Here is a 14,807-nt window from a genome sequence, read left to right as displayed (position 1 = left end):
ACCCTTCTTAATTTTATCCTTTTTATATTCCTAGCTCCACTTGAAACATGGCTCCCCAGGAACTTTTATCATTATTATTGTTGAAATAACCATCCTTAAATGTATATGTTCCATTTAATTGGAATTTAAGCCTATGGGCTTTCATATATTTAGTTAGACCTATTTCCATGACTTCGGTCTGCTGTTCAAATACCTGAATATCTTTATGTGGCATGACGTATGTGTATCGACCAGCAACTTCGTATCCATGATTTAATAGATAAGATACTTGTTGGTTTACACCCCAACCTTTATAGGCGAAAGTTTCTTGAGGATCGTCTTCATCTGTTACGTTGAATGGATTGTCGACATCACGTCTCATATACTCCGCCTGATAAGCAAAACCCGCATATTTGAACATAGCATCTGCAAAGGCCGTTTTGAAGGTAAAAGGATTTTTCACAAATCTTCCTAATTGTCCAGCTTCTCTCTTTGTTTTATCGTTATAACTATAACCAGCACCAATTGAGATCTTTGGAGTTTCTTCACGCTCTAAATCACCTTCTTGGTAGTCATTGTCATTTGTGAATTTTCCTAGAGGAAGAACTTCAACACGTCCTGTGTATGCCAATCCCGGATCTGTAGAAGCCGCAGCACGACCTTCACCTGTTGAAATTGCAGCTTTTGCATTGAATGGCATATCCCCAATTTTTTTACTCAAATTAAAAGATATACCGAAATCCCTATCTAATGTGAAATTTTCATTTACTAAAGAACGATCCGCAAATTGCAACTGTCCTGAAGAATTTACCCGCTGTCTATTTCCTGGTAATTTATTCTGACCAAATGAAATGTAAAAATCATCGGTAAAATTATAAAATACAACAGCATCACGAACGATATTTGGAATTCCCGTATCGTCAAAATCCTGATCACTTCTAGTAAAGGCTAACTGAACTGAATATGATATCTTGGGTGTATAGATGTATCCGTCCATACGCATACGTAATCTTCTTATTCGCGCATCAAACTTGCCGTCATCAAGTCCATTCAATTCATTCTTGAATCCTAAACGATTTTGCATTCTGAACCGAAAATTGGCATAAAATAAGGAATCCTTTGATTTATATTGGATACCCTTAAAATTTAGAATTGTAGCACGGTCATCCCTTTCTTGCGCATTAACAACGGTTAGGCCAATAATAATAAATAAGAAAGCTAGACTAAGGTAGTTTGTAATTTTCATATTAGATAGTTGGTTCTTGTTGACTTAAACAGTGAAAACTTCCTAAACCCCAAATAATGTCAACTGAATTTATCCCAATTACTTTTCGGTCAGGGAAACAGTTTTGAATTATTTCTAAGGCTTTGGTGTCATTTTTATCATTGAATATAGGAACAATGACTACTTTGTTTGCAATATAAAAATTAGCATAAGAAGCTGGTAATCTTTGATCCTCATATTCTACCGGTCTAGGCATTGGTAGTTCAATGACTTTTAATGATCGACCATCTGAAAGTTTCATGTTTTTTAAATTATGAAGGTTTTCTTGTAATAATTCATAATTCTCATCATTTGGATCTTCTTCAACAACAGTTAAAACAGTATCTTCTGAAACAAAACGAGTGATATCGTCAATATGTCCATCTGTATCATCTCCTACAATTCCATCACCAAGCCATAATACCTGCTCTTGCCCATAATAATCTTTCAAATAAGATTCTATTTGTTCTTTTGTTAAATGCGGATTACGATTTTTATTTAAAAGACATGCAGTGGTAGTCAATACTGTTCCATTCCCATTAAACTCTACAGATCCACCTTCCATTACGATTGGAGGGGTAAATAATTTAAGCCCAAATTCTGTTGCTATTTTTGTAGGAACTACGTCATCAAGGTCATAGGGAGGATATTTACCACCCCATGCATTATAACCCCAATCTACAATTGCTTTTTCACCAGTTTCTTTATTAATAACAAATGCAGGACCATGGTCGCGGCACCATGCATCATTGGTAGGGTTAAAATGAAAAGTAATATTTTCCATTTTAGCATTCGAATTTTCAATATGAGAAATCGCAAATGCTTTCATTTCCTCGTTGGCAACATTAATACGAACGAATTGATCATCAGCAACTAGTTTGATGAATTCACAATATGGAGCATAAATGCTATCAATTTTACCTGGCCAGGATTCTTCTTTGTGAGGCCAGCTCAACCAAAGTGCTTCTTGGTCTTCCCATTCTGCAGGGAATACAAATCCTTGTGCTTTTGGAGTATCTTTAATATCGTAAAGGTTTGAATTCATAGTTTCTTATCGATTACTTATTATAAAAGAACCATGCTTTTTTTGAAAGCATAGTTCTATCAATAAGTTTTATTTCAAATTAATCTTCGTCAATAAATCTCTTAGTAATTGGCGAATAAGTTTCAATACGTCTATCACGTAAGAATGGCCAATGCTTACGGAAATAGTCCGATTCATTTAAGTCAATCTCAATAACTTCAACTTCTTCTTGATCATGTGATGCTAGGTAAAGCAGTTTCCCTTGTGCGTTAGCAACAAAACTACCTCCCCAAAACTTCATAGCACCATCTTGTTCAAATCCTACACGATTAACTGACACCACAGGAACACCGTTTGCAACAGCATGTGAACATTGTATAGTTTGCCATGCATTATATTGATCTTTATTTGTTTCTTCATCTTGATCAGTTGCCCAACCGATTGCAGTAGGATAAAACATAATTTCAGCGCCCATCAATGCAGTAATTCGGGAAGCTTCTGGATACCATTGATCCCAACAAATTAATACTCCTATTTTTCCAAATTTAGTATTGAATACTTTATATCCTAAATCTCCAGGTGTAAAATAGAATTTCTCATAAAATGCTGGATCATCTGGAATATGCATTTTGCGATACTTTCCTAAATATGAACCATCAGCATCTAATATAGCTGTTGTATTATGGTATAAACCTTGAGTTCTTTTTTCGAATAAAGATGCAATAATGACAACGCCAAGCTCTTTTGCTACAGCCGATAATGCATCTGTAGAAGGACCTGGAATAGCTTCCGCTAATTCAAAATTGTCATAATCTTCTACATCACAGAAATACAAAGAGGTAAATAGCTCTTGTAAACAAACAATTTGTGCGCCTTTAGCAGCGGCTTCACGAACTTTTTCTATAGCCTTATTCAAATTTGCTTGTTTATCTTTTACGCAAGACATTTGAACTAAACCAACTTTTACTTTACTCATCTCAAATTATATTTATGATCTTGGCGCAAAGATACTATAATTTCATGGGTTAATGGTTCTTGGCTCATATTTTTGCTTAACCTTGACATTGATGTTTAATACAGTATTTATTATCATTGAAACTTCACACAATGATAAGCAAGCCATCTAATTCTTTAAAATAATTACATTTGTATCATGCGAAAGATCATTCATATTGACATGGATGCATTCTATGCTTCTGTAGAACAGCGTGACTTTCCTGAATTCAGAGGAAAGCCATTAGCAGTTGGGGGCTCGCCAGACGGAAGGGGAGTTGTCGCTACTGCAAGCTACGAAGCTCGTAAATATGGAGTCAAATCTGCAATGTCTTCTCGAATGGCAATGAAATTATGCCCAGAATTAATTTTTACATTTCCTAGATTTGAAGTATATAAGGAAGTGTCCAACCATATTCGCTCTATTTTCAGCCGATATACTGATTTAATAGAACCTTTATCTTTAGACGAAGCTTTTTTAGATGTAACCGATGATAAATTGGGAATTGGATCTGCAATTGAAATTGCCAAAGAAATTAAAGATGCTATCACTAATGAACTGCAATTAACCGCATCAGCAGGAGTTTCAGTCAATAAATTCGTAGCAAAAATCGCCTCAGATTTCAACAAACCTGATGGGTTAACTTTTATTGGGCCTTCTAAAATTGTCGCTTTCCTTGAGAAACTCCCTATACATAAATTTTTCGGTGTCGGAAAAGTAACGGCCAAGAAAATGAACCAAATGGGCATTTTTACTGGCCTAGATTTAAAAAGATTTTCTGAAATGGAAATGGTTCAGCATTTTGGAAAATCCGGAAAATTTTTTTACCAAATTGTTAGGGGAGAAGATAATAGACCTGTCAAACCAAATAGAATTAGTAAATCAATAGGAGTGGAGGATACCTTTGAAACCGACTTACATCAGTATGAAGATATGATCGAGGAAATTAAAAGGATTTCTGATAAACTCTTCAAAAGACTCCAAAAAGCCGATAAATTCGGGAAGACAATTACTCTTAAAATTAAATTCTCTGATTTTACTCAGATTACAAGAAGTAGAACTTTTTTTAACAAAATTGATGAGCTGCAAACTGTTCAAGATCAGGCATTAGAGCTATTAGAAAAATTGGATTTGCAAGATAAAAGAGTCAGGTTACTTGGAGTGACTATTTCTAATTTCAATGATTTTGAACCAAACATGGAAGAAGGTTATCAATTAACACTCTTCTAAAGTCATGCCCTTTAATACAATAACTTTGTTTGGATATTGATTGGCATAATTTATTGCCAAATTATTCATGTAAAAATTATTTAGAACCAAATTCTCCTGGCCAATAATTTCTTCAATATCCTGAATTTCTAAATCGTTATCAATAAATCCTATTGCATGGACCTTATTGTCTTTATAATAAACATAACTTTTTTCAGAACTCACTCTACCTTTATCTAATATTAGAAAGCTCTTTGTATGTTCCGTTAGTGATTCTATTGCTCGTGTTACCTTTTCATTGTATTCATCAACATTTGGATATTCAGTTTGTAAAGTCGAGATTTCTCTCGATTCTCTTACGGCATGTGGATTATTAAAAAATCCGCAAAAACGTAGATCTAAATCAAATTCCTTTTGCAACTTCAATAATAATTGCGTTGATTCATGAACTGTATTAAAGTAATGTATAGGTCTTACGTTTTTCTTAATCTGGCAAATTGTCAATCGGACAAAACCATTCTGGTCTTCATAATCTAACAATCCATATTTTGGTTCATATTTCTTTAAGGCTCGATTATAAATTGGCCAATTCTTTTTGATTAAATGGCATTCCTTTAATAAAGCCATTAATTCAGTGCCTGTTTCTTCAAAATCAATTTCAAATATTTCATTGATAAAACTTTGCCTTCTTTGGCCGGTATTGTTGCCTGTGAAATGCGAAATCACCCTTTTTTTAATATTATTTGCTTTGCCAACATAAATAATCTTTCCAATAGCATTCTTAAATAAATAGACTCCAGCAGTGATTGGTAACTTATTGATAAGTTCAGCGGGAATATGAGTCGGTAACCGCTGTTCTTTCGATTTAACTTGAAGAGTTTTATCTATTAGTTGATCATGATCGGCAATAAATAACTTTTGAAACAAAATAACGGTTGCTTCCGCATCCCCTTGAGCTCTGTGGCGATCCCTTATTTCTATTCCAAGGGATTGGCATAGCTTGCCTAAACTATAGGAAGGTTGATTTGGAAAAATTTTCCTCGACAACCTAACGGTACATAATCTTGAAGCTTTCCAATCATAACCTGAATTTTTTAATGACGCTTGAATAAAGGAATAATCAAAATGAACATTATGGGCAACAAAAACTCTATTGTTGAGCATATGATAAATGTCTTCAGCTACATCAGAAAAAATAGGGGCATCCTTAACCATTTCATCAGTTATTCCAGTTAATGCCTGAATATGAAAGGGAATAGGTTGTTCTGGATTTATTAAGGTAGTATATTGATCAACAATTTTTTTGCCATCAAATATATAGATTGCAATTTCAGTAATTTGACTAGCAGAGGCAAATCCTCCCGTAGTTTCAATATCGACAATGGCAAAAATTGGAGACTTCATAAAACAAAAATAATACTAATAATCTTATTTACTAAAATTATTAGTATTATTTTAAAGCTTTTATGATAATTATAATAATTCTACTCCTTGGTCGAGTAGTTCTTCTTTTTTCTTAGGATCCCAAATACTAACTTGAACTTCTCCAATATGTTTTAGTTTTAGCATAAACATACAAATTCTGGATTGCCCAATTCCTCCACCAATAGATTCTGGCAGTAAGTCATTTAATAGCATTTGGTGGAAAGTTAATTTCTGTCTATCAAGACTATTACGAATTTCCAATTGAGTCATTAATGCTTTCTTATCAACGCGAATTCCCATGGATGATAATTCAAATGCGGTGCCCAAAATTGGGTTCCATACTAAAATATCACCGTTTAAACCGCGGTAACCAACATTATTGTCTGTACTCCAGTCGTCATAATCCGCTGCTCTACCATCATGTGCTTGACCATTTGATAGAACTCCTCCAATACCATATACAAAGACTGCCCCATATTCTTTTGATATAGCGTTTTCTCGTTCTTTAGCTGTTAAGTGAGGATATGTTAATAGCAATTCTTCCGAAGAGATAAACTTTATTTCTTTCGGGAGGATTGATTCAACATGAGGATATTTTTCTGAAACTGCTTGTTCAGTGTTATAAATAACGCTATATATTTTTGATACTGTTTCCTTTAGAAAATCTAAATTTCGATTATCGTATCTAATGCATTTTTCCCAATCCCACTGATCTACATAAATAGAATGAATTGGTGAATAATCTTCATCCGGTCTTAAAGCTCTCATGTCTGTTAAGATACCTTCTCCGGGTTCCATTTCTAATTCTTTTAATCTAATTCTTTTCCATTTAGCTAAAGAGTGAACTACTACCGCTCTTTGATCAGCCAATGATTTAATCGGAAAAGAAACCGGCCTTTCAATGCCATTTAAATCATCATTTATCCCAGTTCCATCCAAAACCACTATAGGAGATGAAACAGGTGTTAAGTTTAATGCTTCTTTTAGTTGAGATGCAAATGTTTCCTTAACAAACGTTATCGCCTGCTCTCTTTTTAAAATATGACGTCCCATTAATTTCTTACAATATAAACATAGTTTAGTATGACCTAAGTCTACTAATTTTCATAATCGAAACAAAAATAACAAAATGTTAATGATTTGCAGATTTTATTGAAAAAATAACTACAATTTATTGGTTATCTGATGAAATAATTTAAATCTTTTGTTCCAATGCTTTCAAAATCGCACTTGCTTTTGTATAACATTCAGCGAATTCATTTTCAGCATTGGCATCAATGGTAATTGCACTGCCAGTGTGGAAGGAAAGGTATTTTTGATTTTTATTGAATAAAATCGTTCGGATAACAACATTAAAATCAAAATCATTATCGTCAGCGAAATAGCCAATGGCTCCCGAATATACTCCCCGGCGCGAATTCTCATATTGATCGCAAAGTTTCATGGCAGAAATCTTTGGCGCACCTGTCATCGATCCTGCAGGAAAAGTATTCCGAATTACTTCCGTCGATGTCAATGAAGGATCAACTTGACAGGAAACGGTTGAAATCATTTGATGTACATGTTCAAATGAATAAATCCCAAGTTTTTCTGTTACCTCAACTGAACCTGGAACAGCACTTCTTGTCAAATCGTTTCTTACTAGGTCAACAATCATGACATTCTCAGCAATTTCTTTTGGATTATTTGCTAGGTTATCTCTTAAAGCATTATCCTCTATTTCATTTTTACCCCTAGGAGCTGTGCCTTTAATCGGTTGGGAAATTAAAGTGTTACCCCTTTTTGCAAGAAACCTTTCAGGTGATGCACTGATAATATATTTATCCTTAATTTTTATGAAAGATGAAAATGGGGTAGGGGAAATCTTATTTAATGCTAAATACAATCCTTCCGGGTTGGACAATTCAGCATCGTCATCATAAAATTCTTGACATAAGTTTGCTTCATAAATGTCTCCTTGTCTTATATGATCTTGAATATGACTAAATGCCTCAAAATACAATTCCCGATCCATTCGAGGAGAGATATTTCCTTTAAACTTATATCTTATATCTAAAGGTTCACACTGATTTATGGCTTCATAAACTTCCTTGGGATTTTCTGCCGAAATTTCAACTGAATTTTTAGAAATATCCAATAAAATCTTGGGAACAAAAAAATAAGCATCAGGGAATTTTAATGGATTTGGATGTTCAGTTTTTAATTCCTCAATTTCATTTTTAAGATCATAACTAAGAAATCCCGGCACCAATTGATTTGGATACCGGGATTTAAATTTTTGAAGCTCAGGAAATACTGAACCTACTGTTGCAGAAAATTCTTCTTGAGCACCAATGGCTAATAGACTTCCTAGCTTGGAATATTTATTATGAAATCCATTTGATTGAAAAAGACATACTGTTCCAATCTCTTTTGACCAATTAATAGCCTTAAGCAGGAAATTATCAGAATCGATCTCAAAAATGGCTTTTGCCATAACTACTACAATACAATAGTTTGGGTACGATCTGGACCTACTGATAAATACTTGATTGGTACATTCAATTCTTGTTCTAAGAATGAAATATAATTATTCAATGCAGAAGGCAACTCATCTTTACTACGAATACCAGTTAAATCTGTATTCCATCCCTCAACCTCTTTTAAAATTGGTTCTGGTTTGTGCGTAATAATTTCATACGGCATATAGTCGATAGTCTCTCCTTGATATTTATAATGGGTACAAACGTAAATCTTGTCAAAGGTGTCTAATACGTCTGCTTTCATCATAATCAATTCAGTTACCCCATTAATCATGATTGCATATTTTAATGCAGGCAAATCAATCCATCCAGTACGTCTAGCTCTTCCTGTAGTTGCTCCAAACTCATGTCCTAATTGACGAAGTTTTTCTCCAGTTTCATTTTCAAGTTCTGTAGGGAATGGACCACCACCAACTCTCGTTGCATAAGCTTTAAAGATTCCATAAACTTGTCCAATTTTATTAGGTGCAATACCTAGACCAGTACAAGCTCCTGCAGTTGTGGTATTTGAAGAGGTAACAAAAGGATAGGAACCAAAGTCAACATCTAATAATGTTCCTTGTGCTCCTTCTGCTAAAACACGTTTACCTTCATTTAAATATTGATTCACTAAATGCTCAGAATCTACAAAAGGAATTGTTTTTAAGAATTCGATTGCAGCCATAAAAGCAGCCTCTTTTTCAGAAAAATCAGGAATTTCTCCATAATGTGATAGGATAGAAAGATGCTTTTGTTTCAACTTTTCATAACGATCCATAAAGTCAGGTAAGCTTGTGTCACCAACTCTCAATCCATTACGACCAGTTTTATCCATATAGGTTGGACCTATACCTTTTAATGTCGATCCAATCTTTCCGGCTCCCATATTAGATTCCGATGCAGCATCTAATAATTGGTGGGTAGGAAGAATTAAATGGGCTTTACGAGCAATTACCAAATTGCCTTTGCCAACTGGATCAAAACCAGCTGCCTTTAGATTGTCCAACTCTCTTTTTAGAATAATAGGATCAATTACAACCCCATTTCCAATTAGATTTAGGGTTCCTTCATTAAAAATACCTGAAGGAATAGTGTTCAATACAAATTTCTTGTTGTCAAACTCTAAAGTGTGTCCTGCATTTGGTCCGCCTTGAAAACGAGCGATCAAATCATATTTCGGACAAAAAACATCAACGATTTTCCCTTTACCCTCGTCTCCCCACTGCAAACCCAATAGCACATCAACTTGCATAGTATTACTTGAAATTTATTAGTTAAAATTTAATTTGTTTGTTCACGAATCAAAATAAAAATTCGGAAAAAGGTTGTTATTAGCCTTTTTCCGAACAAAGGTATATATTAATTCCTCGAATGTTAAATTAATTTGAAATTACTGCTACTTTAGAAGGAGCTTCTTGGTTAAGCTTACTTTTTCTACAGTCAGCGCAGATCCCATATAGATTTAAAGAATGATGTTTGATATCAAAGTTCAATAGATCTCCAATCATACTTTGAATTTGATAAACCCGAGGGTCGCAAAACTCCACAACCTTGTTGCATTCTATACAAATCACATGATCATGTTGCTTATATCCATATGACTTTTCAAATTGAGCCATATTTCTACCAAATTGGTGTTTGGTAACTAAATCACATGAAACCAACAACTCCAAAGTATTATATACCGTGGCACGGCTTACTCGATATTTCTTATTCTTCATGTGAATATATAATGATTCAACATCAAAGTGGTCAGACCTCGAATAAATCTCTTCTAAAATAGCATAACGCTCTGGTGTCTTTCTTAGATTTTTGTTTTCTAGGTAGGCCTCAAAAATCTTCTTAACGGTTTCGTAATTTTCCCCTTGTTTCATAAGGTGTTTCCTTTGTAAATTTCAAAATTACCAAATAACTATCGCTTTCACGATTCGAATTGTCAACAACTTGTAAGTCTTTAGTTTTCCGATTCGTAGCGTGTGACTCCTGTAATTCCTGGAATTTGTTTTAAATGTTTAATTAAACTCTCCAATTGGTTAGTGTCATTCACAAATACCATAATATCTCCTTCAAAAATACCCTCATTACTTGAAATAGATAAAGATCGAATGTTAACTTTAAAGTCTTGTGAAATAACCGTAGTAATCTTATTAACCAATCCTACATCATCAATTCCAACTATTTTTAAACCAGTTAAAAATGCAACGCTGTTGTGTAATGATGCCCACTTAGCCTTTAAAATACGATATCCATAATTTGCCATTAATTTTGAAGCGTTCGGACAACTCGTACGGTGAATTTTGATACCATCATTAACCGTTAAAAAACCAAATATATCATCTCCAGGAATAGGATTACAACATGGCGCAAGGGTATAATCTACTTTTTGGTAATCATCGCCAATTAAAATAGTATCGTCCTTCTTGTTGATTTTCTCTACTAATCCACTAATATGCGACTGGAATTGGTTCTGATTGGCATCTTCGGACCTTTCACTCGCAACGAAGTTTCTCAAATTCTTAATATCAATAGTTCCTTTTGCAACATTATAGAATAAATCTTGGGAACTTTGATATTTAAAATAATTAGCAATCTTATTAATGTTGTCCGTATTATAGGTGATTTTAAGTGATTTTAATTTCCTTTCTAAAATCTCTTTTCCATCTTCAGCAACCCGTCGTTTCTCTTCTTTTAAAGAAGATTTAATCTTCGACTTAGCTTTTGCTGTGACAACAAAATTTAACCAATCCTCCTTAGGAGTTTGTTTGCTAGAGGTAATAATCTCTACTTGATCTCCGTTTTGAAGCTCATGGCTCAAAGGCACTAATTTGTGATTTACTTTTGCTCCTATACAGGTTGCTCCAATATCGGTATGAATCTCAAATGCAAAATCTAATGCAGTTGCGCCATTTGGTAATTGAACTAAGGTTCCTTTGGGTGTAAATATGAATATTTCATCAGAAAATAAATTCATCTTGAAATCGTCCACAAAATCCAATGCATTTGGCTCAGGATTGCTTAAGATATCTCGAACCTTCTGAATCCATTGATCAAGGCCATTATCAGAATTAGACTCCTTATATTTCCAATGGGCAGCAAAACCCTTTTCTGCAATTTCATTCATCCGCCTTGTGCGAATCTGAACTTCAACCCATTGACCGCGAGGCCCCATTACAGTGGTGTGTAATGATTCATATCCATTGGCTTTCGGTGAAGAAACCCAATCCCTTAAACGATCAGGATTTGGACGATATAAGTCCGTAACGATGGAATAAACTTTCCAACATTCTGTTTTTTCCTTCTCATCATCCGTATCAATAATAATCCGAATGGCAAACAAGTCATAAACTTCCTCAAATGGAATTGACTTTTTACGCATTTTATTCCAAATAGAGTGGATAGACTTTGGCCTACCAAAAACAGAAGCATTAATACCCTCGTCTGATAAGATCTCTTGGATTGGTGTAATAAAATCAACGATGAATTTCTCACGTTCAGCTTTCTTCTCATTAAGTTTCTTCGCGATGAACTTATAAGTGTCAGGATCGGTGAATTTCATGGATAAATCCTCTAATTCGGATTTTATCGCATAAAGGCCTAATCTATGTGCTAATGGTGCATATAAGTAGCTTGTTTCTGAAGCAATCTTTAATTGCTTATGACGCGCCATAAACTCCATTGTACGCATATTGTGGAGCCTATCTGCCAGCTTAATTAAAATTACGCGCACATCATCGGCAAGAGTAAGCAACATTTTCCTAAAGTTCTCAGCCTGCATCGAACTGTTTGGATCAAAAATTCCCGATATCTTGGTTAAACCATCGATAATTCGAACAACTTTTTTTCCAAACTGCTCTTCAATGTCCTGTAGGGTTACAATCGTGTCCTCAACGACATCATGAAGCAATGCACAAACAATAGAAGTAGTCCCTAAACCAATTTCTTCTGCAGCAATCTGGGCTACAGCAATGGGATGGTAAATATAAGGTTCGCCAGATTTTCGGCGCATATCTTTATGGCTCTCTAACGCTAAATCAAATGCCTTTCTGATTTGTTGTTTATCTCCTTTTTGTAGGGTCGGTTTACATGCCCTTAAAAGTGCGCGATATCTTTTACGGATTTCCTTATTTTCAGCCTCAATATCAATCACATATTCTTCCATAAAATTGCATTGCTATCAATAAAAAAATAAAATAATTTGTTATATTTATTGAACAAAAATTAAAGATTTTATACTAAATTGTAAAGTATAAATATACAGAAAAAAATTAATCTTTATCGCATAGGACTTATTATATTGATGATGTGTGGAAGTAATTTAAGATGGGTTTTAATCATGATTGTCATGTTAACAATCACATTTGGGAATCAAGCTCAAACATTGATTAAGCCCCAGTATGGACCTGGCGAACCCGAAGTTGTGCAGCATTATGCTACCACTACTTTGGATAATGGAGAAGTCGTGCCTTGGTTCCCTATCGAAGAAGTTGTGATTATTGCCAGAAGAACCTTTAAAACTGAAGACGAAAGACAAAAATATCTACGATTAAGAAGAAACGTTATTAGAGTGCTACCTTATGCAATTTATGCTCAAAAAAGGTATGAACAGTTGGATAGGGATTTAGCATTAGCCTCTTCCAGACGTGAAGAAAAAAGGTTAATTAAAGAATGCGAAAGTGAAATCAAAGATAAAATCACTTCTGAAGTTAAGAATCTCAGCGTTTCTCAAGGTAAAATATTGATTAAATTAATCGAAAGACAAACTGGTAATACAAGTTATGACCTTGTTAAAGATATGAAAGGTGGAATATCTGCTTTCGTATACCAAGGTGTAGCTAAAATATTTGGACATAACCTTAAGAGTACATATGATCCACAAGAAGATTATGAAATTGAAAACATAATTCGCGAATATGAACGCTCGCGACCGATGACTAAACCCTAAAAACTTATTTTATGAGCAAAACTGTTTATGATTATGATGCATTAGAATTTAGCGGACACAAAAAATCTCTCCGTGATTTCGAAGGAAAGGTTTTACTCATTGTAAATACTGCGAGCAATTGTTTCTTTACTAAACAATTCAAAACTCTCGAAAATCTTTATAAAAAATATAAAGAGTTAGGATTTGAAGTCCTAGCATTTCCCTCTAATGACTTCAGAAATCAAGAACCTTTGACAGGAAGAACCTTAGAAACATTCTGTCGTGTCAATCAACAAGTTACATTTCCTGTTTTTAAACGAATCCATGTTGTAGGTGAATTTACTGATCCATTATATCGTTACCTGACCGATATCAATGCAAATGGAAAGGTAGGAACTACTCCAATGTGGAATTTCCACAAATATTTAGTTAATAAAAGGGGAGAGGTTGTAGACCATTTTTATTCTCTGACAAGCCCTATGTCAAAGAAAGTCCACAATCGTATTGAAGAACTCTTAAGTGACAAGTAATAGCCTCATTTTTTCGTAGTTTTGCGTATTGTACTTAATACACTATCACATGAAATTAGATTTATTAGTAATGACTGTTCATCCTGATGACGCTGAATTAGGAGCTGGTGGAGTTATTGCAAAATATGTTGCTGAAGGCAAAACCGTTGGAATTGTCGATCTAACTCTTGGAGAACTTGGAACCAGAGGTACTGCTGAAATAAGGGCGCAAGAAGCTCAGAACGCCGCAAATATTCTTGGCGTTGCAATTCGTGAAAATCTAAGATTACGTGATGGTTTTTTTCAGAATAATGAAAAAGGACAACTCGAGGTAATTAAGGCGATTAGAAAGCTTCAACCAGAAATCGTAATCACAAACGCTTGGGAAGACAGACATCCCGACCATGGCCGCGCTAGCAAATTAGTTAATGACGCCTTATTTCTAGCTGGTTTAAGAAGAATTGAAACCGAACTTAATGGTGTTCCGCAAGAACCTTTCCGTCCTAGACTACAACTTCAACTTATTCAAGATAAATATATTCAACCTGATATTTTAATCGATATTACCAAGTTCTGGGATATTAAAGAAAAATCAATCTTAGCATATACTTCTCAATTTAATGTTGAAAATCAAGACGACGAGCCACAAACGTATATTTCTAATCCCGATTTTATGGATTCTACAAAAGCAAGAGCGCAAGAATTTGGGAGATCAATACAAGTTAAATATGCAGAAGGATTTACAAGCAGGAAAATTTTGGGTGTAACCGATCTTTTTGAGTTATATTAATAATATACACTAAATACATATTCAAGCTTATCCATAAATAAGAATTTTGAAATAAAAAAAGCTAGGAGTTACCTAGTCATGGTCGGAAGAAATTCCGACCATTTTTTATGTTTTAAAACCTTTACCTGGGTCGCCTCCTGCAAATATGATTAGAATAGCAGTTATCATATCCCGGAGCTCCATGGCTATTC

At 34.4% G+C, this 14,807-nt stretch carries 13 protein-coding genes; 4 read left to right on the top strand and 9 right to left on the bottom strand.

What is annotated here, in order from left to right:
- Window positions 1-22: 22 nt before the first annotated feature.
- The 3 genes from E0Y80_RS18490 to E0Y80_RS18480 form a co-directional block, all read right to left on the bottom strand.
- The gene (locus tag E0Y80_RS18490; protein ID WP_156309139.1) at window positions 23-1,225 is read right to left on the bottom strand and encodes a porin; all 1,203 of its coding nucleotides are present in this window, start codon (window positions 1,223-1,225) and stop codon (window positions 23-25) included.
- Between the two features lies 1 nt (window position 1,226).
- Window positions 1,227-2,288 (bottom strand): agmatine deiminase family protein, encoded by a 1,062-nt coding sequence (locus tag E0Y80_RS18485; protein ID WP_156309138.1) that lies wholly within the window; start codon window positions 2,286-2,288, stop codon window positions 1,227-1,229.
- Between the two features lie 79 nt (window positions 2,289-2,367).
- Window positions 2,368-3,243 carry a carbon-nitrogen hydrolase gene (locus E0Y80_RS18480; RefSeq protein ID WP_156309137.1) on the bottom strand — a complete coding sequence of 292 codons (876 nt, stop codon included), beginning with the start codon at window positions 3,241-3,243 and terminating at the stop codon, window positions 2,368-2,370.
- A 177-nt stretch (window positions 3,244-3,420) separates the two neighbouring features.
- On the opposite strand from E0Y80_RS18480, the gene dinB reads away from it, so the two are divergent.
- Window positions 3,421-4,491, top strand: a complete 1,071-nt coding sequence (gene dinB / locus E0Y80_RS18475) for a DNA polymerase IV (protein WP_156309136.1) — start codon at window positions 3,421-3,423, stop codon at window positions 4,489-4,491.
- Here dinB and E0Y80_RS18470 read toward each other — a convergent pair.
- The 6 genes from E0Y80_RS18470 to E0Y80_RS18445 all read right to left on the bottom strand — a co-directional run bounded on the left by E0Y80_RS18470 (window position 4,477) and on the right by E0Y80_RS18445 (window position 12,555).
- Complete coding sequence (locus E0Y80_RS18470; RefSeq protein ID WP_156309135.1) at window positions 4,477-5,874, bottom strand: exonuclease domain-containing protein; 1,398 nt, start codon at window positions 5,872-5,874, stop codon at window positions 4,477-4,479. The two genes, dinB and E0Y80_RS18470, sit on opposite strands and share 15 nt — an antisense overlap.
- A 69-nt stretch (window positions 5,875-5,943) precedes the next feature.
- Window positions 5,944-6,948, bottom strand: coding sequence for an aspartate--ammonia ligase (asnA, locus tag E0Y80_RS18465; protein ID WP_156309134.1), 1,005 nt, complete (start codon window positions 6,946-6,948; stop codon window positions 5,944-5,946).
- Window positions 6,949-7,090: 142 nt separating this feature from the next.
- Window positions 7,091-8,371 (bottom strand): anthranilate synthase component I family protein, encoded by a 1,281-nt coding sequence (locus tag E0Y80_RS18460; protein ID WP_156309133.1) that lies wholly within the window; start codon window positions 8,369-8,371, stop codon window positions 7,091-7,093.
- A 5-nt stretch (window positions 8,372-8,376) separates the two neighbouring features.
- Window positions 8,377-9,648 (bottom strand): adenylosuccinate synthase, encoded by a 1,272-nt coding sequence (locus E0Y80_RS18455; protein WP_156309132.1) that lies wholly within the window; start codon window positions 9,646-9,648, stop codon window positions 8,377-8,379.
- Between the two features lie 127 nt (window positions 9,649-9,775).
- Complete coding sequence (locus E0Y80_RS18450) at window positions 9,776-10,270, bottom strand: Fur family transcriptional regulator (RefSeq protein ID WP_156309131.1); 495 nt, start codon at window positions 10,268-10,270, stop codon at window positions 9,776-9,778.
- A gap of 80 nt (window positions 10,271-10,350) precedes the next feature.
- A complete protein-coding gene (locus E0Y80_RS18445) occupies window positions 10,351-12,555 on the bottom strand; it encodes a RelA/SpoT family protein (RefSeq protein WP_156309130.1) in 2,205 nt (734 codons plus the stop codon).
- A 183-nt stretch (window positions 12,556-12,738) separates the two neighbouring features.
- Between E0Y80_RS18445 and E0Y80_RS18440 the strand changes: the two genes are divergently transcribed.
- From E0Y80_RS18440 to bshB1, 3 genes are read left to right on the top strand one after another with little or no spacing between them, the layout of a single operon-like run.
- On the top strand, window positions 12,739-13,338 hold the full coding sequence (locus E0Y80_RS18440; RefSeq protein WP_231596102.1) for a DUF4294 domain-containing protein: 600 nt from the start codon (window positions 12,739-12,741) through the stop codon (window positions 13,336-13,338).
- Between the two features lie 11 nt (window positions 13,339-13,349).
- On the top strand, window positions 13,350-13,847 hold the full coding sequence (locus tag E0Y80_RS18435) for a glutathione peroxidase (RefSeq protein ID WP_156309129.1): 498 nt from the start codon (window positions 13,350-13,352) through the stop codon (window positions 13,845-13,847).
- 49 nt (window positions 13,848-13,896) lie between these two features.
- Window positions 13,897-14,616 (top strand): bacillithiol biosynthesis deacetylase BshB1, encoded by a 720-nt coding sequence (gene bshB1 / locus E0Y80_RS18430; RefSeq protein WP_156309128.1) that lies wholly within the window; start codon window positions 13,897-13,899, stop codon window positions 14,614-14,616.
- Window positions 14,617-14,807: the final 191 nt, after the last annotated feature.

It is taken from the genome of Sphingobacterium endophyticum (assembly GCF_009733535.1).
GTDB classification, from domain to species: Bacteria; Bacteroidota; Bacteroidia; order Sphingobacteriales; family Sphingobacteriaceae; genus Sphingobacterium; species Sphingobacterium endophyticum.
This window is presented reverse-complemented; position numbering and strand designations above follow the sequence as displayed.